Genomic DNA, 19045 nt, shown 5'->3' on the forward strand with positions numbered 1-19045 from the left:
TTTTAAATTGAGTTTCGATACTCAACTAGCGTACATAAAGCCTTGTTTAACCCTTAGTTATAGTATTAAAGTTAATAAATTTTTGGTTAAGTACAAGTCTATGTAAGTACCAATGGATTCAGTAAACCTGATTTTTTTATCAGTCCGTTTACAAATTGAAGTTTAACCTGCTATTTCTCTGTTTAGGCTTACTTTCTTTTCAATTCGTAAATGTAACAAGCCGTTTGATTAAAAAGTCTTTCTTCAATAAATTCAAATCCTAATCTTTCGTAAAACCTGTGTGCCTTTACATTTGTTTTTAAAGGGTCAATTAAAATTCCGTCAATCATTGAATTGTCAAAACATTTTTTGATGGCAAGTTTCATCATTACCGTTCCGTATCCTTTGTTCAGATTCCGCTCTTCCCCAATCCAAATGTCTATTGCCCTTTTGTTAGGCTCAACCTTTCCCCAATACTTCGTTTCTTCCAAATACGGGTCAATTATTTGTATAAAACCTATCGGAATTCCATCTAATTCAGCCATCAATTGCGCTCTCCAATTGGGGTTTCGCTTAAGCTCAATTTCCCAATTCCATTCATCATCTGGGTCACAATCAATAACATGTTGTTTTGTATCCCAATACCTTAATAATGCAAGGTCATTTATGTCAGCCGGTCTTAATTTTATCACAGCATCAGTTTTTTAGCTTTCTTAGGTATAACTATCAGTTCTAAAATTCTGAAATCTATAAATATTGCAGAACAATGCGAATGTCCATAGAAAAGCTAGTTTAATTTTTATATTGAAATCAACAAAAATATATACAGAACTTGATATAAAATCTACACGTTCGTAATTATAATTGGAAGTAGTTTATTCTCTTTTTTCAAAGGGAATTATTTTTCCACTCTCAACATAATTTTTTAATCCATTAAGTAACATGGCCCAGCAAAATGATGATCTTTTATAATGTGTATTACATTCTGGCCATCCTATATGCCAAAACTGAATATGAATTTTACCCTTTTTTTGCTCCAAATCGAAGCCAAAAGAAGTAGGATTCCAATCAGCATCAGATTCTGTCATTTTGATATGAAAAGATTTATTTTGATTGACTTTAATAACTTTTCCATACCAATTGTAGTCTGGTGTAAAGTAAAAATTGTACACCTCATTTTCTTTTGGAATTCCTGTGCATCTATTTGGCCACCAATTAATTAGATGTTCTGGTTCGGTTATGGCCTGAAATACCTTATCGATAGATTCGTTAATTTCCAAATCATGATATATAGAATAGCTCATGCGCTTGGTTTTTTAATGCCTAAGATTAAATATTTTTCAAAAGTACTTCTAACACCCTTGCATATTATTAGTTACGTTTGGTACTCTAAAATAGTAAAAGAAATCGAGCCAGTAGGAAATCCACTAAGGTGGTCCGAGTTCACACAAAGCAAGCAATTAATACTGCAGGGTATTGTGCTTTGGCTAATTACACTTTTTGTCTTTTAATAGTTCTATAGGTTCTTGTATTTCTTGCTTTAAATTAGAAAAATGATGTTTCTGCCTAATTTGCATACCCAAAATAAAAACTAGATTATCTTGAAATTTTATGAATATCGGGTGAGTAGGGTCGTTTGACCAATTAATTTTCGGCAATAAGGCAATATGTTCATCATCAAGTTCTCGCTTTACATATTCAATATCTTGATACCCTAATTCAGTTATATACTCATAATCTGTATATCTTTTAACAATTTCATTCCTATTTTCTTTTAGTAAATTTAAAGTGGTGTTCAAAAATGTACTGTGTTCAATCAGTCTGTTCTTTAATTTAATATCTGTTAACAGTTTTAATTGTCCCGAAGATGTTAAATCTTCAAAAGTAATGTTACTAGGTACAGAAACATCTTGTCTTAAAGCAAATACAAATTTATTCAGGATTTTACTTCTATCATTTGGTATGTTGTTTAAATCTTTTATAAGCTCTTTGGTGAGTTTTATTCTATTGGATGTCAGCTCATAATTTTCATCAATTAACTTCTCATTGAGTTCAAAGTCATCTAAAATTCTACAGTAATAATCAGCTTCAGTATTCTTATTTTTCCTGTTTTCATTCCAATTACTAATTGATAGTGCGATTAAAATTCCAATAACGACAAGTACAATTTCTCCGAGTGCATATATTAGATACTTACTGAATTTATTTTCAGAGAGCAGTCGTTGTCTTATATGTCTAAAGAATTTTATCATTAGGTTATTGGTTGGTCACGTTGTAGGTAACGCGATTGTCTATGGCTAATCGCGTAACTTAGCAACTAAATTAGCAAAGAAATCACAGATAGAGAATTTCAGCGGAATTTTCCCAAATTGGCAGTAAGCCAGCAACTTAGTAAATACGTCTTAAGTTTGATTCTCTTTAAATTATCACTCTTTTTTTAAATGTCTCTTCCTTAGATTTTCTGCGTATTCAATAAATGAGCCGTCAAAAAACTGTTTATTCGGACTTTTTAATAATGCTCCAAAACCGGGAGAAAGTACCATACCATTAACTAATGATTTTCTAGATTCCCAATTTTTTTTACTTAACATTTTGTTTTCGTTCTGTAAAAATAGATTCTCAACGTGCCGTATTTCCGCAGCAAATAAGTGAAAACCATGATTATGTTCTTCTTCCGTTAATGCATCTGGATTTCCTCTGAAAGTTGAAATAATTCTTGCTGATTCTTTAGAAGAACCTAAACTTAGCAGTATATTAATATCTAAGGCAGCAATCTCATGAAACGTTGAGGCTTGTGTTGCTTTTGTATTACTCCTAATTTGTAACCCAACAAAAACCAATGAAATAACGACAGCAAATGCTGATATGATTTCAGCAATCAATGCATATTCTTCAAGTATTTCTTTCATATTTACGCTACTTTAATTCTTTAATTAAAAATCCAATTCATTAATTTTCTGGTGGTAATTTTTTTCAGATTCTTCATTTTAAAATTACCCACACGGCTTGGCTACTGTTGGTTGCTGCGCTTCTTCAGAAGCTTTGGAGCAACCGTATCTAAAGATAGCATTTTACTCATAATTTACGTTTAGGAAATCCGCAAGCACCGAATTTTAAGGTTATTCGGGCAAATTGTTTTTATTATTTTTTAAGTACCTATCTAGTTTCATTTCTAAAGTTTCCTCTATCCTTAAAATAAAAACTACAGCCCACAACCTGTTTTTTGGAATATTAAAATCAAATTGCGCATGATTTTTCGGGAACCATTCCGCAGAATCGGCCATAAGAGATCCTGCCCCTTCAAACTCTTGCTGCAGGAATTTGAAATATGGGTCGTTTTTACCAATTTCCTTTAAATAGTCCATGTATTTGCTATTAGACTTTACATTCAACATTTTAAAATTATCAAGATTTCGATAGATTGTGTCACCCGTATTTATCATACTCATCTTATAGCCAAATCTCCAAATAGTTGCGAATTGAATCGGATTAAGACTTTCTAAGAATTCATATTTTTCAATATCTCCAAATGGAATTATATATGCTTTAGATCTTGCTATTTCCTCAAAAAATAGGTGGTAGGCTTTATTAGTATCTGTTATATTCTTTCGGTTTAAAACCATGTTGTCCACATAAGATATCATTGATTCCAACCCTTTAATTTCGGTTACATTAAAAAATTTGACTAAATATTCATCACTCGTTAAGTCAATATTTTTTTGACTCCAAAGTTGGGATGAAACCAATATAAATGAGATGATAACTATAAATTTATTCATGGTTTTAGTTTTATGCGAATTTATTACAACGGTTCAGCTTGTATCTTAATTTCTTAAGTTGAAGATAATATATTTAGAATAATCAATTCATCTAATCCATTCTCTTATAAACATTCCGATTATGTTTTTCCATATAAAATTCAGGATTAGCTAATGCAGTAAATCCAAACTTTTTATAAAGCCATTCAGCGGTATCAGTTAATAAAATCCATCGTCGTAATCCTTGTAGATTAGGGTGCTCCATTATTTCATGCATCAACCATTTACTTAATCCCTTTCCTCTATATTCCTTTAGCACATAAACATCTCCTAAATATGCAATAGTTGAATAGTCCGAAATTATTCTAGCAAAGCCAATTTGTTTGTCTTTGTAATAAAGTCCGAAATTCAATGAGTTTTCAATAGATGTTTTCAACGTATCCAATGGAATACCATTAGCCCAATCAGTTTCATTAGCAAGGAAATTGTGAATGCTCGTAATATCTAATTTATTCGTGTCCGTTGAAATGGTGTACTCATTTCTATGTGCTTCTCTTATTTTCAATTCAGTTTTCTTAATTAATACTAAGTATTTAGCTCCTGGAATTTCACATTTTAATGCAGACTAATGACCCGCGTTACAGTCCAATTATCATCCGTTTTTTTCCAAATCATAATAAATCTACTTCCTTTTGATTTATTTTCTGGTGTTTTTTTGTCATTAAAAGTATGATACCCTATTTCAACAGCTCCGTAATCTTTTATAGGATAAACCTCGATACTACCTTCAATTAATGTTCTAGTAACTTTTTGGCAAATATTTTCTTTTAGGGCTATTAAAAGTTTTTCTTTTGAAGTAGAAAGTCCTCCTTTATCATGAAAAAACTCTAAATCTTCCGAATACAGAGCAGTTTGTGTATCCATATCACAGGAATTGTAAGCGTCAAATAGTTTTTTATCCAATGCTAAAATCGTTTCATACAATTCTTGATCGGCGGGCACATAGGTTCTTCCTAATATATCATTATACGTTTCTTGTGAATATGCCAGTGAAGTGTGAAATAGCATTATTGAGAAAAAAAACAAGCTTACTTTTTTAAAAATCATATCATTTTTAATTTAGGTTAATGGTTACTTATTCGTGCAGCTAAGGGTAGTGGGAGTGAAGAAGCACTAACTTTTGTACAATGCACTTAGCAAAAACTTCAGGTTTACTATTTTTCTCGATTAATTTAAAACCAAAATCGGAAAGATTTTGCAACAATCTAAAAATACATAAACCTTTCGAGTAAGCGCGATGTTGATATTATTCATAAATTGTGCTACAGCTATCAAAATGCAAATAAGTAATGCATATATAATTTCGCTATCTTGAATAAAAATAAAAAATGACAATAAACTCGAATGCCGGCTATAAAGCAATTCAACTATTAATGTTTTTTTGCTTTACGTTTATCAGCTCACAAACCAGTGCCCAAGATAGTGAAGCAAAAAGCATAAATGAAAAGCTTGAAGTGATCCGCAACTATCCATTTGATATGCCGTTTGAGCGAAGTGATATCAATCTCCTTAACTGGCAGTATTGGCCTTATAGCCGTTATGCAAGTCATCACCCACGAGAGTTTATACCCATGGTTACCATCCACGCTGATCCTGAAGCAGCAGCACTTGAAGAAATAAAAAATGACCCCTTCAATCTTATGGCGCTAAAAGTTTCTGTTCCTACGGACAAAGATGTGTTAGTACCAGATCTTCTGAAGTCAATAAACATGAAAGGTTTTGCAGTGATGCATAAGGGAAAACTAGTTTTTGAAACCTACGGTCAAGGCATGCAACCACATGATATTCAAATTTTACAATCTACTTCTAAAACATTCACCGGCATGTTAATCCATAAGTTAGCAAGCGAGGGCCTATTAGATTTAAGTGCTAATGTGGACGAATATTTACCTGACTTGAATGCTGATGTTTTTAAGGGTTCTACGCTGCAAAATATGCTTGATATGGAAGTGGGGTTTCCTGACTTTGGTAACTATTACAAGACAGAAGATTTTGGCTTTATGAGTGAAGTTCATATGGGGCTGAAGCCAAAGGTGCTAGGCGTTGAACATCGTTCAACCTTATTATTTATTCAACAGTTTCAAAAACCAGCGTTCGCAGCTGGTAGCAAATTTTCATATAATGATATGAATACTCAGGTGTTGACCATGGTTGCTGAGCAGGTTACAGGTAAGCCATATGCACAGCTGATGGAAGAAAATTTCTGGCACCCCTTACAAGCCCGCTATGACGCAGCTATTTCAATTGATGAAGACGGCAATGCAGGCGCTAGCTGGGGTATGGCAATAACACTAAGGGATGCTGCTCGATTTGGCCAAATGATGTTAAATAGAGGCAGTTTTAATGGTAAAAGGATAATCCCCGAGAGTTACTTTGAAGCAACATATGACCAACCCCCTACAGAACCCTTATCGCCTTATTTCGTACTTGAACAACATGAGGATTACAGAAACCAAGTCTGGATGCTACGAGACGATGGTTTGATGCATACGATAGGTTCATTTGGCCAGTATATTTTTGCGGATTACAAGAACGAAATTGCCATAGTTTTCATGGCAAATTGGAAGCATACGAGTCACCTAGAAAGCAAAGAGCATTTGATCCGAATTGTCAGAGCAGTAGGCAAACAAATTAATCGTTAACTACGCTATTACAGGGTTCGTCACCGCTTTATTCAGTGCTGTTTTTTTCTTTGTTCTGAATTATACACAGTGCAATACTGCGTTTATTTCATTTTTGATGTAAATATATCTTTAATTGTATTTAATTCTTTTTTGTATTTCAAATCTGTTCGTGATGCAAAATATAAGGTGTTTTCCGTTTTTACTTTTCCTTCCCAAACTAAACTTATTTCGTTTTTTAGAATTTGCTCTTGACATAAAAAATCTGGAACTAATGCAAGTCCGTTTCCATTGTTTAAACATCTTATAATAGAAGTAATATTTGGTAAAATATAGTTTGGTTTAAAAGCAGGTTTTTTATTAAAATTCTCAAACCAAAAACGTCTAAAATGTTCCATTTCGTTTGATGAACTATACCAGACATTTTGAAGTAGTTCGTCTTCTAACTCGTTTAAGTTGTTAGATTTTAGGTGTTTTTGTATTGTCGTAAAATTCGTTTTATTTCCTGCGATTAAAACGATTCTTTCTTTAGAAAACGGAATATACTCAACTAATGATTTTTTTTCATTCTGTATTTTAGGTGTGATTACTAAATCTAAAATGCCGTTGTTTAGATCTTTTATTAAATCTGTATGTGATCCAAATCTAGCTACTAGGTCAAAGTCTAGTTTCGGAATTTCGGGTTCAATAATTAGTTGAAACATTTCTGAACACATTCCAATATTTAGCGATGGATTTTTTTCTTGCGTTGTTCTTTTAAAATGCTGTTCAGCTATTTCAAGTTTTTTTAAAGATTCAATGATATATTCATATAAAAATTTCCCATCCTCTGTTGGAATCATTTTTCTCGAAGTACGTTCAAATAGTTTTTTGCCCACATAAGCCTCTAAAGCATTTAAGTGTACACTAACGCCGGGTTGAGAAGCATATAAAGCAATCGAAGCTTTCGTTAAAGTTCCGTTTTCATATATTTCTTTAAATGTTCTATACCATTCTAAATTCACCATAACTATTAAAATATTTATACAAAGGTATGATTTGTATTATTTTTACAATAATAAGTATTGCTATAATTTTGCCTCAAATAAAAAAGAGACAAATGAAAAATATATTTATAATTAATGGCGGTCATCCATTTGCACATTCTGGCGGAAGATTTAACGAAACACTTTTCAATACTACTATTTCATATTTTGATACGCTTGAACAATTTGAAGTGAAGTCTACTCAAGTAGGCGAAAATTATAAGGTAAAAGAAGAAGTTGAAAAATTTAAGTGGGCAGATATAGTAATTTATCATACGCCAATTTGGTGGTTTCAAATACCGTTTGGATTCAAAAAATATATAGATGAAGTTTTTACGGAAGGTCATCAAAACGGAATTTATGTAAGTGATGGAAGAAGTAGAAAAAATCCAGACATCAATTACGGTACAGGTGGTTTAATGCACGGAAAAAAATACATACTTACGACAAGTTGGAATGCACCTAAAACCGCATTTACGTTAGAAAATGAGTTTTTTAATCAAAAAAGTGTAGATGAAGGTGCTATGTTTGGGTTTCACAGAATGAATGCTTTTACAGGAATGGAATTATTAGCAACACATCATTTTCACGATATGGAAAAAAATGCAGATGTTCCTTTTGAGTTGAATAATTACAGTACTTTTTTAAATGATTTAATGACTAATTTGTAATTATCTGGTTTGGCATCGAGAAGGCGGTATAACTGTCTTGAATAATAAAAGTAGGGTAGTTGTAATCAATAACTTTTCGGCTTAAGCCAAAGCCAAATTTCTATTTTTTTATTTAATACCATCCCAATAATGTCATCAGTCCGATAAGGATAAGTCCGATCGTAAATATTATCTGCAATACTAAAATGGTCAAGAGCGATGCTCTTAAATATTTTTTCTTGTATGGAAGTCCTTTGAACGGAAATAATGCCACCAAAGTCCCAAGTATAAAACCAAGAATATTATACCCGATTAAGTTAGCATTTAAGGCAGTCAGAAAATAATCAGTCGTACTTTTTGGTCCTTTTATTAATAGTCCGAATAGAATGGCATTTACTACTATTAGTATTAAAATTCGAATGAGAAATTTTTTTATGTCCGTTTTCAGACTTTCATCAAAGTTCTCTGTAAGTCCTGCGTATAAGGTTTCTGGGTTTTCCATTTTGTCTTTTTCTAATTGACACAACGATCTTGTAAAGGGCTCGTAGTGTGTAAATTATAAAATAATTTTTAGAATATCACTGAACAGAATTTTTATATTTTGGTTTTTCTTTTTTTTTTGAGCAAGAATTGAATATTTCGCTGACACGTAATTTTCAATTTTGCAGACCTGCCGGCCGGCTTCATAAAAATACACAAACCTTTCGATTAAGCCCTGAGCTCGAATTGTTTATAGATTGTGTTATGCTTAGACTTTTTTCAGTATGCTATTTCAACATTAATTGAAGCACCTCCGTTTAGTTTCTCCCAAGTTCCCAAGCTACTTTCTCTTCTATATCCCTTTCCTTTAGTCAAGATACCGCCTAAATCCACTATAGTTGGATTGTTGAAATTAGGTATGAATTCTATTCCGATGAAAAAGTCTTGTGTAATATAAATGTCGCTGTTATTCAAATCAATTCGTATCCAATCTGATTCTCTTTCAGTTGGTATTTCTTGTATAATATTTTTTTGTATTATTTTTTTACTAGGGTAATTGTCAACGTTTTCATAAAAGTTTATTCTAACCTTAACTCCGTCCACTTTTGACCATTTCCTGATATTGAAATTTACAGCTTTAACTTTTGCTTCTTCAGTCGGCACTTTAATGAGTTGAGCTAACTCAATAATATCGGTACTTTTTGAGGTCACTCGCGTTGAAAGTAGTCTGTTGTATGACTTAACACCTATTTTTCTATTTTTAATTTTTTTATTGGAAACAACTACTTCGGAAAGTACTGTAGTTTTTGGTTCTAAGAGTATAGTCTGATTTTTAAGGTTTTGAGCTAGAATTTTAACCGAATAATAGTTTATGTGGCTTACCGTGACACTATCGGTTTTATATTCTTTTGGAAGTCTCAAATTGAATTTTCCATTCGAGTTTGTAATTGTCCCTTGATTTTTATTTTGGACACCTATATTAACAAATTCGATAGGCTCTTGATTTTCAGAATCGATAACAATTCCGTTCATTACAATTTCCTGAGAAAACGCTTTAGAACTAAATAGTTGAAAAATTATAAGAATATAAAAAATTGTTCGCATTTTCAAGTTTAAGCATCACGCTCGAGCTAAGAGTAGTGCAGGAGTGAAGTAGCATTTACTTTTCCAAAAGGCACTGCGCAAAAGCTTTGCGTTTTTTTTTATTTATTGTTTCAAAAGCAACCCCGACGCTTCGGGGCCAAAGATTTTGCTGACCTGCCTGCCGGCAGACTTCATAAAAATACACAAACCTATCGATTAAGCCCGAAGCCCGTATTGTTTATAGGTTGAGTTGGTAGTAAATTTTATTTCCACATATGCTCAAAGTCTGTTTGACATTGCTTAGTCCTCAAAAAATGCTTTAATGTAAGCGCTGGTTTCATCTGGATATTGAAAATGCGGAGCGTGGCCAGATTCTGGCATGACAATGAGCCTCAATGTTGGTGCGTTCCCCAGCATTGGATACCAGTTTTCTAATGCAAATGAAATATCATTATCGCCAGATAGCACCAATATAGGAATGTTACTATTTTGATATGCTGCTCTAAAATTATCTGTGTCTTCCGCAATCGCGGTTTTTGAGGCAAAATACCGATTGAACACTTCTTGAGTTGAAGGCACTTTACTCAGGTCAAATCTTGCTGCAATTCGTTGTATAGCATCTTCTGCCGCGACTTTGCTCTTTTCCGAATTCGATTCAAAAAATAGTACTAGAAAATCGTCATCTGTATTTACTGGTTTTAATGCTCTTTCAAAAAATTCTTTCTTAAACGGCACTTCATTTTTTCCAATGGGATTAGTACCAATTAGAACAGTATTTACTATTCTTGATGGATGTAGAAACATGGTATACTGTGCTACCCAGCCACCATAAGACCATCCTAAAACATGAAATTTTTCTATCTCTAAATAGCCTGCAAGTTTTATAACATCATTTGCTACGTCTTTAATAGCTAAAGGTAATTCTCCTTCAGAATAACCTATGCCGCAGTAATCAAAGGTAATAACGGTGTGGTGCATAGCTAATAAATCGAGAAATAGGGGGTCCCAAGTGTCTAAAGTTCCTCTAAATCTATTTAGTAAAATTAGGGGTGCTCCGGCACCAAATTTTCTGTAGGCAATTTGATTGTTATCAATCTTTGCAAACTTCGTTTGAACTGTAAGTGCGCTTTCTTTCATAATTATTCTGCTATATTTGTAATTCACTTGCATTTTACAAGTGTAAATATAAATCAATATACTTGCATTTTGCAAGTGAATATATATTTTATTTTATGAAAGCACCAAAAAGAAGGTCTCAATGCCCTATAAGTACGTCACTTGAAGTTTGGGGAGACAAGTGGTCTTTATTGATTATTAGAGACCTAATGTTTAATAAAAGATATACCTACGGAGATTTTTTAAAGTCTGAAGAGAAAATTTCTACTAATATTTTAGCGGCTAGATTACTAATGCTTGAAAAGAATGATTTGATTGAAAAATTGGAACATCCTGATAGTAAAGCCAAAGTATTATATCAATTAACCCCAAAGGGTATCGATTTAATACCGGTAATTGTAGAAATTAATTTATGGGCAGAAAAGTACTTTAGTTTAACAGCCGAAAAGAAATCTTTACTAAATGAGATAAAATTAAATAAGGAGAAATTTATAGCAACGACAATGAATAGTTTGCTTCAACCCTAAATACGGATTATTATATTACAATTAAATAAATAAAGAAGCCATAGACGAGAGCAAACTCATCTATGACTTATGTCCTTAGTTGGAGTAGTAATTTAATGTATTGCTTCATTAACAGATTTACTATCTACAAACTGCTCAAAACTGACAATCTTGCCATTTTTTAGTTTCCAGATATGGGCAACGCGTGCTTCAAAATACTTGTTCGTTTTTTTATAGGTGCCAGAATATGTGCCGTAAGCAACTACTTTGTCGTCATTTGCAATATAATCTTCAGGAGCAAATTTATAATCAATCCACTCGCTACCTAAGCGCTGAAAAACATTTTCGGTCACACTTTCTAAGCCATTATAAGTTCCTGCATATGGAAAGCCTTTAGCTTCTGTCCAACTAATATTTTTAGCAACATGTTTGGCCAAGTTTTTACCGTTTTCTTCTGAAGTTTTACCTTCATAAGTACTTTTTATGATTTCTAAATTTGTCATTGCTTCTTGTTTAAATGAACAACTTGACACTACTAAAAGCAATGCCAAGCTGATAATTATTACAAATCTTACCATTTCATTTCTCCTGTGTTCACTTTTGCTCCTAGTACTAAAGCTGTTTCAAAAGTTAAATTTGGATATTTTGATTTTATCGTTGCCATCAACGCTTCAGAAGTGGAATTACTTTTTAAAGCTTCTTCATAAAATTGAATGTAATTCTTGGTATGGTTTACAGCATCAATAGTAAAATCTGAATTTGTATTTGCGTGCGCAGGAATTACTATTTCAGGTTTTAAATCACTTATTGTATTTAAAATTGAAATCCAGTTACTACGTGCCTCTGTTGTTTGTGCATCTGCCATCCATACATTAAATGTTGTGCCAAAAACATTAATACCACCTAAAGCTGTTTTTATTGATGGAATCCATACAAAGGTTCTTTTTGGGAAATCATCTAACCCAATGATTTTCAATTTTTCACCTTCTAATTCAATAGAATTTCCTTTTAGAACTTGGGGTAAAATAACGTTAGATGTAATTTTATCGCCTAATTTTTCGCCCCAAACCTCCAATTTCTTTTGAGCTGTTGCTTTAATATGTTCTACTGTTGCAGGCGATGCATAGGCCGTAACCTCTGGAAAATATTTTTTGAATACTTCTAATCCGAAATAAAAATCAGGGTCGCCATGAGACACGTAAATAGTAGTTAAGGTTTTACCTGAGTTTTTAATTTCTTGAGCAACCTTTTCGGCTTCTGCCAATGTAAATTGTGCATCTATTAATACGGCATCGTTTTTACCGGAAATAATTACTGATGCCACACCAAAACTATTTTCTGATGCGTTGTAAACTTGAAGTTTAAATTTGTTTGTTTGTATTGTTTTAAAACTTTGTTCTTGTGCGTTCATTTTGAATAAAATTAAAATTGTGAATAATGCTGTTGAAATAATCGATTTCATTTTTCTGTCTTGTTTTAAATGATGATACAAAGGTGCAATGGATACCTATCACAAAACATTGAACTAGTTCAATAAATGAATTTTCAACTATTTTTTACTAGCGATTTTTCGTCTAATTTTACTCAGAAACTCATGGCTTATGCCTAAGTAAGCGGCAATCTGCACGTTGGTTAATCGTTGAAAGAGGTTGGGGTATTTTTCAATAAAATCTATATAGCGTTGGTCAGCAGTTTTGCTCAAATTATCTATAATTCTTCGTTGTAACGCGATATGCGTTTTTTGAGTCATGACTCTAAACAGTTTTTCTATTTTGGGAATGTTATTATAAGCAAACTCTTTATCTTTTTTTGAAATTAATAATACTTCACTATCCTCTAATGCTTGAATATAAAGTTGTGAAGGTTTTTCATTAGTGAAACTGTCTATATCAGTAATCCACCAACTTTCTTGAGCAAAATAGAGTACTTGTTCAAAGCCATTACTATCTATATGATATACTCTGAAAAGTCCTTTTGTAACAAAGCCTTCAAACTTGCAAATCTCTCCTTCTCGCAGAAGGAAATGCTTTTTTAGAACTTCCTTATTGTTAAATAAGTTGCAAAAATTTTCTAGCTTTTTGTTAGAAAGCGTAATATGGTTTAAAATATTTCGTGTTAATAACTCTGTCATTTACAGTGTTTTGCTATAATTTGAGCTAAATAAAATACATTCATCTTAAATTTTAAAAATCAATTTTTATTTTTCAATAGTGGAGCAATTGTATTGCCAATTAATTCAATAGATTTCATTAAATGCATATGCTCTGAAACAGCGTCCATTTGAAAAGTAACTCTTTTTAAACCTCCTAAAGATTCGCTATGTCTCCATATTTTTTCTGCTATCTCATTTGGTTCGCCAACCATTAGTGCCCCTGTTGGCCCGTTTTGAGCATCGAAACCGGCTTTTGATACAGGAGGAAAGCCTCTTTCTTTACCTATTTTATCAAACATTTCTTTGTAGCTAGGGTAAAATGTTGAAATAGCATCTTGTTTTGTTTTTCCAATAAAACCAATAGAATGCATTCCTACTTTTAACTCACTTTCGGTAAAACCTGCATTTCTTCCTGCTTCTTTATAAATATCAATCAATGGTTTAAACCGGTGAGTTTCGCCGCCAATAATCGCTACCATTAAAGGTAAACCTAACTTACCAGCTCTTGCAAAAGAAGCCGGAGTACCACCAACGCCGACCCAAATGGGTAATTTTTTCTGTAATGGCCTAGGATAAATTGCTTGGTTATTTAGTGCTGGTCTAAATTTTCCTGACCAATTTACTATTTCATTTTCTCTTATTTTTAAGAGCAAATCTAGTTTTTCCTCAAATAACTCATTATAGTCTTGTAGGTTTAACCCAAATAGAGGAAAAGCATCTGTAAAAGAACCCCTACCAGCAACTATCTCAGCTCTTCCTCCCGAAATTAAATCTAGTGTAGCATAATTTTGAAATACTCTAACAGGGTCAGAAGCACTTAATACAGTTACAGCACTACCTAACCGAATATTTTTGGTTTTAGCTGCAGCTGCTGCTAAAATTATAGCGGGAGCTGAATCTAAAAAGTCTTTTCGATGGTGTTCACCTATCCCAAAATAGTTTAAGCCTACTTGGTCTGCTAATTCTATTCGCTCTAGTAATTGCTGTATTGCTTTTGCTTCACCCATCTTATTATTAGGTGAAGCTGCAAAACTATCTATTCCTATCTCCATGTTCTATTTTATTTAATAAAAGGCCTATTATTTTAAATATGCTGTGTAAACAACTGGCTTTTAATAGTCAATTTTAATCTCTAGTTATCGTTATACATTCTTGGCTTTCGTTTGACCCATTCCCTTATAAACATTTGGGTTATGCAATCTGCAATAGCAGTTGGCGTGTGGGTCCATTACCAACTATACACGAAGCTAAAGCTTACTGTTTTGCTTTTCCTAATCTACGCGAAGATTCGGAACACGAAAATTTATGTAAAAGTAGGCTAGAGGCAATTAATTTCGGTGTGGTGCTCTCGTTATTTCTCTAGTTCTTGTTCAATTTCCTTTAGTATGGTTTCTATTTCCGTCTTAATGCGACCAAAAAACCGCGGTCCATTCGTGGCATTAGCGATCAATCGATAACCCAAAAGGTAATTTTCAAATTCAATTGATTCGAACAACAGCTTGTTATTTAGCTTTTCGGAAATCGACTCGTGCTCAAAATCCATAAATCCGATATCCAATACAAATTTCCGTATACTTCCCTTTTCATAAAGAATAGTGCGTAATTTTTTGTCTGTGAATTCTGCACCATTGATCTGGTTGTTTAAAAAATCTAATGAACTATCAAAAGAAGCTAAGTTTTGTCGTAAGCTTTTATTCAAAATAATATTGAGCTTACCTGAACTAATGATGTCATTTAAAACGCCTGTTGCCGGTACATAGCTAATTTCACTACCGACAATAGGGGCGAACTTTTGAGAAATTAGTTGACTATTGACAGTGTCAAGCACATTTTTGTCAAATAAAGTCAATAGATAATCAAGTGATGCTATTCGATTTTTATTTTCTTGAATAGAGGCATCTATTTTATGTAGGTTCGTTTCAAATTCTGATTGTAGCGATACTAAATATTCCTTTTCTAGACTTCTTTGTTCGTTAAAATTATTTCTATTATTAATCTGTAAAGCGATTAATATTCCAATCACAACAAGTATAATTTCTCCAATTGCGTAAAGCAGATATTGACTAAATTTATTTTCAGAGAGCAGTCGCTGTCGTATACGTCTAAAGAATTTCAGCATTGGTTAATGGTTGGTTATAATGAAGCACAATGGTCTTGTATATGGTTTGTTGCGTGTAAATTATAAAATTATTTTCGGTTAAACACAAGCCGAATTTTTAAATTTTACTTATTATCTTTTTTAATTTAAAAGCCAAATCAAAAGATTTGGCAGACTTTGCAAAAACACCTATCCATTAGTGTTAGCAACCACTTGTGCAATTTTTATAAACATTGTTAACCGACGTTATTTTTTTTCAGTTTCCTTTATTTGATTTAATTCGGACTCTTTTATAGTGTCTTTAACTTTAAATTTTGATTCAATAACAATTTCGGTCTTCGGTTTATTTTCTACTTTATTATTTCTAAATGACATATTAATAGTCGAAATGAAAAAAAGCACGAAGAATATTAAGCCATTTCGAATCAATATAAATGAAGCAAATGTAAAGTTTGATATTTTTATATTTATTAAATCGTTTAAAGACTTACTTTTTATTAATTCTCTTAATAGGAGAGAAGGTTTTTTTTCTTTTTTAATAACAAACTTATTTTCTTGAAATTCAATAATGGTTTGATGAATATTAAATTCTTTAATATTTAAAGTTTGAAGAGCACGAATACCACTTATTACAAAATGGATAATACTTAAAACTATAAATATTATCGGCAATATATGATGAGTATTTTCTTTTATATAACTCAGAGAAAAAGTTATAATTGTTATCGCTAATGTTATAATAAATAATAAAGATTTTGCTTTATCTTCCAATTTGATTTTTCGTTCAATTTGTTTCTCAATTTCTGTTTTTAATTTTAAAATATATTCATCCTTTTCTTCCTTAATTTCTGAAATATCAATTTGTGCTTTTTCTTGTTTATGATAGATTTCAGAAACCTTTTTATTACAATAATCAGCATAAAAACCTGGAATTATTTGATGTTTTATAAATTTCACCATATCTAATTCTTATTCAAGGAATTAACAATTAATTCATCAATTTTAAATCCAGTGTTTTGTTGAAGCCAAGACCATTCGCCTGTTGGGTTAATTTCAATAAAATAATAATCATTGTTGTGGTAAATCAAATCGATGCCCCCAAATTTCAGATTGAATTCTTTTAAAAATTGAGAACACAATTGTTTAATTTTTTTAGGTAATTCTATTATTTCATAGCTTAATTCATTCTTATATCTTCTCCAATCAATATCAATATTTTCATTATCTTTTTTAAAAATTTTTACGGCAATAACCTTGTCTTCAATAACTGTAACTCTAATGTCTGTTTTCGGCACTAAACCTTGTTGAGTGAAAAATGGTGATAAAAACTTATTTTCTTGAAGTTTCTTTGTTTCATATAATTCGGTATAAACAAAACCTTCTTTTTCGTCCAAATTTATTATTGCTGTATCAATAGATTTAACCGCAATGTATTTTGTGTCTAATTTTTTAGTCAGGTTTGAAATCAATGTTTGCGGCACTTTAAAGCCTATTTTATTCGCAATAAAAAGTTGGTATGGTTTTATTTCAGCTTTGTAAATATCTACGGGATTGTTTAACCAATTTATATTTTCGAAAACGCAAATTGAACGAACAAATGCAGTCCATTGACTCCTTATTAATTGTTCTTCATCGCTTATATTATCTTGAAATATATCTCTTAAAAAAGTAGGTGCTCTATAGTATACAGATTTTAAATTTTCATAGGAGATAGTAAATTCAATATCTTTAAAACTGCCTTTAATAATTGGAATGATTGGGTTGAATTCAATTGTGTAATCTTTTAATTCATCCCTATTGATTCTTAAATATGGAATCTTTTGCTTATTTAACTCAACTGAAATAAAATCACTCGAAAAGTCATACCTATTGGATATTATTAATACTTTCGGAAATAGGCTTTGTTTCATACTTATTGACCCTTGTTATCCTCACCAGTTTCTATGTCCAATTTTTTTGTTGCTTGTGCTTTAAAATCCTTGGAGTTAATTAAAAGTAAATTGTTTAATTTACTCTTCCATGCTCCAAGAATATAATCGTATTCATAATCCTTTGGAGGTGTTATTTCTTTTCTTTTTTTATAAACTAATGCTTTTTGAAATAATATATGTTTCATTTTTCTTCATTTTTCAAATGTACTACAAAGGTCTCGGCAATGAGTAATTAAATGGGTTAGCACACAACTTTGCAAATACACACCAAGTTGGAAGTTCCGCAGGAATTTCTATAGTAGGCGAGTACTAGCAATGAATTATACACCGTGTTATGTAGCGTTTTTTAGATTGTTGTTATTCTAATTCGGTTATCCCAATCGTGGTCGTCAGACTTAACTAATTCCGCAAACAAATAAACGTCTTCTAGTCTATTCCCATCTTTATCAACCCAACGACATTTCAATTCATAGGTTTCAGGTTGCTTTCCGACAACAATCATTTTAATTCTAGTATTTGATTTATGGTAAACTCCTTGACCAATTTCAAAATCTTCAAATTTGTATTCTCTCATAATTACATTTTATAAAATTTTATTAGCATCAACATCGTATCCAGCTGCTATAAGTTCTTTTACAAGCTTGAATTTCCACATTTTTCCATCATCGATTAAATTGTATAAAACTCCGTGCAAGTCGCTTGGTAACTCTACACCACTTTCGTAAAGCGGGAAGACACTACTTCTGCCTAATTTCCCAATAAAGTAACCCATTTCTAAAATCACATTTTGTCTGGCTCTATACTTATCTTTTTCTTCTGTCTTAACTTTACCTAAATCATCAGCTGTTAATAAAATCACTGCAAATCCGACATCCGAATGCATTTCAAATTTTTCAATTATAGTTTGTCCTTGATTTGGTTGCTCCGATAGAATGATTGGATTTAGTCCAAGTTTTTCTATAGTTCTCGCAAGGTCAGTTTTAGTGTGTTCATCGTGACCGTGTACAATAAATATATTATTTGTTTGTGTCTCTTCAGTTTTTTCAGCCATTTCAGTTGGTTCTTCTAATGTGGATTTTAGTAAATCTGACTTGCCTAATAGTTTTTTTAGATTAGTCAATTTAACGTCAACACTTTCTTTAAAGTTGTCTAATTTACCTTTTGGTCCTTGAGCTCTTTTACCAAAACCAATGAACATCGCACATTTGTCGTATCTGTCTTTATATTCGTTATATTCATTATTAAATGACTGTTTTAGATATTCGGAATTATAGTCATTCCAATGATTAAAATGTTCACGATTTTTATCGAAATCCGATTGTGTTTTGACTTCAAAGTTTAAGATTTCTTGACCTTCTGCAATTCTTTCTTCAAGTTTAGAAATAAAGTCTTTCCTGTGAATGATTAGTTCTGTTGGTGGTGGTGGTGTATATTTTGCAGTTCGTTTTGCCATATTGTTTAAATATTGTTCAGTGTTTTTCTCAAATGCCACATAACGTGTTTGCATAAGATTAGTTGCGTGATTTATTCACTAAACTTAGCAAATACAAACCGAATAGAAAATCCGCTAGAATTTTCGTAAGTAG

24 protein-coding genes are annotated in these 19045 nt (G+C 31.9%); 3 read left to right on the forward strand and 21 right to left on the reverse strand.

What is annotated here, in order from left to right; genetic code table 11:
* Positions 1 to 188: 188 nt before the first annotated feature.
* From JQC67_RS12910 to JQC67_RS12940, 7 genes are all read right to left on the reverse strand, one after another.
* Positions 189 to 671 carry a GNAT family N-acetyltransferase gene (locus JQC67_RS12910; protein WP_203253340.1) on the reverse strand — a complete coding sequence of 161 codons (483 nt, stop codon included), beginning with the start codon at positions 669 to 671 and terminating at the stop codon, positions 189 to 191.
* A gap of 183 nt (positions 672 to 854) precedes the next feature.
* Positions 855 to 1283, reverse strand: a complete 429-nt coding sequence (locus JQC67_RS12915; protein WP_203253341.1) for an SRPBCC family protein — start codon at positions 1281 to 1283, stop codon at positions 855 to 857.
* Between the two features lie 183 nt (positions 1284 to 1466).
* Positions 1467 to 2231, reverse strand: coding sequence for a DUF6090 family protein (locus tag JQC67_RS12920; RefSeq protein WP_203253342.1), 765 nt, complete (start codon positions 2229 to 2231; stop codon positions 1467 to 1469).
* A gap of 174 nt (positions 2232 to 2405) precedes the next feature.
* Positions 2406 to 2888 (reverse strand): hypothetical protein, encoded by a 483-nt coding sequence (locus JQC67_RS12925; protein WP_203253343.1) that lies wholly within the window; start codon positions 2886 to 2888, stop codon positions 2406 to 2408.
* A 210-nt stretch (positions 2889 to 3098) separates the two neighbouring features.
* Positions 3099 to 3758 (reverse strand): hypothetical protein, encoded by a 660-nt coding sequence (locus tag JQC67_RS12930; protein ID WP_203253344.1) that lies wholly within the window; start codon positions 3756 to 3758, stop codon positions 3099 to 3101.
* Between the two features lie 91 nt (positions 3759 to 3849).
* Complete coding sequence (locus JQC67_RS12935) at positions 3850 to 4302, reverse strand: GNAT family N-acetyltransferase (RefSeq protein ID WP_203253345.1); 453 nt, start codon at positions 4300 to 4302, stop codon at positions 3850 to 3852.
* Positions 4303 to 4352: 50 nt separating this feature from the next.
* Positions 4353 to 4844 (reverse strand): nuclear transport factor 2 family protein, encoded by a 492-nt coding sequence (locus JQC67_RS12940; protein WP_203253346.1) that lies wholly within the window; start codon positions 4842 to 4844, stop codon positions 4353 to 4355.
* 524 nt (positions 4845 to 5368) lie between these two features.
* Here JQC67_RS12940 and JQC67_RS12945 point away from each other — a divergent pair.
* The gene (locus tag JQC67_RS12945; RefSeq protein ID WP_203253347.1) at positions 5369 to 6439 is read left to right on the forward strand and encodes a serine hydrolase domain-containing protein; all 1071 of its coding nucleotides are present in this window, start codon (positions 5369 to 5371) and stop codon (positions 6437 to 6439) included.
* A gap of 83 nt (positions 6440 to 6522) precedes the next feature.
* On the opposite strand, the gene JQC67_RS12950 is transcribed toward JQC67_RS12945, so the two are convergent.
* Positions 6523 to 7425: a LysR family transcriptional regulator gene (locus JQC67_RS12950; protein WP_203253348.1), complete on the reverse strand. Its 903-nt coding sequence runs from the start codon at positions 7423 to 7425 to the stop codon at positions 6523 to 6525.
* A 92-nt stretch (positions 7426 to 7517) separates the two neighbouring features.
* On the opposite strand from JQC67_RS12950, the gene JQC67_RS12955 reads away from it, so the two are divergent.
* Positions 7518 to 8114, forward strand: coding sequence for an NAD(P)H-dependent oxidoreductase (locus JQC67_RS12955; RefSeq protein ID WP_203253349.1), 597 nt, complete (start codon positions 7518 to 7520; stop codon positions 8112 to 8114).
* 112 nt (positions 8115 to 8226) lie between these two features.
* On the opposite strand, the gene JQC67_RS12960 is transcribed toward JQC67_RS12955, so the two are convergent.
* The 3 genes from JQC67_RS12960 to JQC67_RS12970 form a co-directional block, all read right to left on the reverse strand.
* Positions 8227 to 8595, reverse strand: a complete 369-nt coding sequence (locus JQC67_RS12960; RefSeq protein WP_203253350.1) for a hypothetical protein — start codon at positions 8593 to 8595, stop codon at positions 8227 to 8229.
* A 257-nt stretch (positions 8596 to 8852) separates the two neighbouring features.
* The gene (locus JQC67_RS12965; RefSeq protein WP_203253351.1) at positions 8853 to 9677 is read right to left on the reverse strand and encodes a carboxypeptidase-like regulatory domain-containing protein; all 825 of its coding nucleotides are present in this window, start codon (positions 9675 to 9677) and stop codon (positions 8853 to 8855) included.
* A 279-nt stretch (positions 9678 to 9956) separates the two neighbouring features.
* Positions 9957 to 10793 (reverse strand): alpha/beta fold hydrolase, encoded by an 837-nt coding sequence (locus tag JQC67_RS12970; RefSeq protein WP_203253352.1) that lies wholly within the window; start codon positions 10791 to 10793, stop codon positions 9957 to 9959.
* A 95-nt stretch (positions 10794 to 10888) separates the two neighbouring features.
* On the opposite strand from JQC67_RS12970, the gene JQC67_RS12975 reads away from it, so the two are divergent.
* Complete coding sequence (locus JQC67_RS12975) at positions 10889 to 11299, forward strand: winged helix-turn-helix transcriptional regulator (RefSeq protein WP_203253353.1); 411 nt, start codon at positions 10889 to 10891, stop codon at positions 11297 to 11299.
* Between the two features lie 92 nt (positions 11300 to 11391).
* Here JQC67_RS12975 and JQC67_RS12980 read toward each other — a convergent pair whose 3' ends face one another.
* The 10 genes from JQC67_RS12980 to JQC67_RS13025 all read right to left on the reverse strand — a co-directional run bounded on the left by JQC67_RS12980 (position 11392) and on the right by JQC67_RS13025 (position 18966).
* Complete coding sequence (locus tag JQC67_RS12980; RefSeq protein WP_203253354.1) at positions 11392 to 11781, reverse strand: nuclear transport factor 2 family protein; 390 nt, start codon at positions 11779 to 11781, stop codon at positions 11392 to 11394.
* Positions 11782 to 11849: 68 nt separating this feature from the next.
* A complete protein-coding gene (locus tag JQC67_RS12985; RefSeq protein ID WP_203253355.1) occupies positions 11850 to 12740 on the reverse strand; it encodes an MBL fold metallo-hydrolase in 891 nt (296 codons plus the stop codon).
* An 87-nt stretch (positions 12741 to 12827) separates the two neighbouring features.
* Positions 12828 to 13409 (reverse strand): Crp/Fnr family transcriptional regulator, encoded by a 582-nt coding sequence (locus JQC67_RS12990; RefSeq protein ID WP_203253356.1) that lies wholly within the window; start codon positions 13407 to 13409, stop codon positions 12828 to 12830.
* A 59-nt stretch (positions 13410 to 13468) separates the two neighbouring features.
* Positions 13469 to 14482 (reverse strand): Atu2307/SP_0267 family LLM class monooxygenase, encoded by a 1014-nt coding sequence (locus tag JQC67_RS12995; RefSeq protein WP_203253357.1) that lies wholly within the window; start codon positions 14480 to 14482, stop codon positions 13469 to 13471.
* 299 nt (positions 14483 to 14781) lie between these two features.
* A complete protein-coding gene (locus tag JQC67_RS13000; protein ID WP_203253358.1) occupies positions 14782 to 15549 on the reverse strand; it encodes a DUF6090 family protein in 768 nt (255 codons plus the stop codon).
* Positions 15550 to 15774: 225 nt separating this feature from the next.
* Complete coding sequence (locus JQC67_RS13005) at positions 15775 to 16488, reverse strand: hypothetical protein (protein WP_203253359.1); 714 nt, start codon at positions 16486 to 16488, stop codon at positions 15775 to 15777.
* 2 nt (positions 16489 to 16490) lie between these two features.
* The gene (locus JQC67_RS13010; RefSeq protein ID WP_203253360.1) at positions 16491 to 17438 is read right to left on the reverse strand and encodes an ATP-grasp domain-containing protein; all 948 of its coding nucleotides are present in this window, start codon (positions 17436 to 17438) and stop codon (positions 16491 to 16493) included.
* Between the two features lie 2 nt (positions 17439 to 17440).
* Complete coding sequence (locus tag JQC67_RS13015; protein ID WP_203253361.1) at positions 17441 to 17644, reverse strand: hypothetical protein; 204 nt, start codon at positions 17642 to 17644, stop codon at positions 17441 to 17443.
* 161 nt (positions 17645 to 17805) lie between these two features.
* On the reverse strand, positions 17806 to 18033 hold the full coding sequence (locus JQC67_RS13020; RefSeq protein WP_164678659.1) for a hypothetical protein: 228 nt from the start codon (positions 18031 to 18033) through the stop codon (positions 17806 to 17808).
* A 9-nt stretch (positions 18034 to 18042) separates the two neighbouring features.
* Positions 18043 to 18966, reverse strand: a complete 924-nt coding sequence (locus JQC67_RS13025; RefSeq protein WP_238934751.1) for a TIR domain-containing protein — start codon at positions 18964 to 18966, stop codon at positions 18043 to 18045.
* Between the last annotated feature and the right edge of the window lie 79 nt (positions 18967 to 19045).

It is taken from the genome of Aurantibacter crassamenti, assembly GCF_016811105.1.
Classification (GTDB): Bacteria; Bacteroidota; Bacteroidia; order Flavobacteriales; family Flavobacteriaceae; genus Aurantibacter_A; species Aurantibacter_A crassamenti.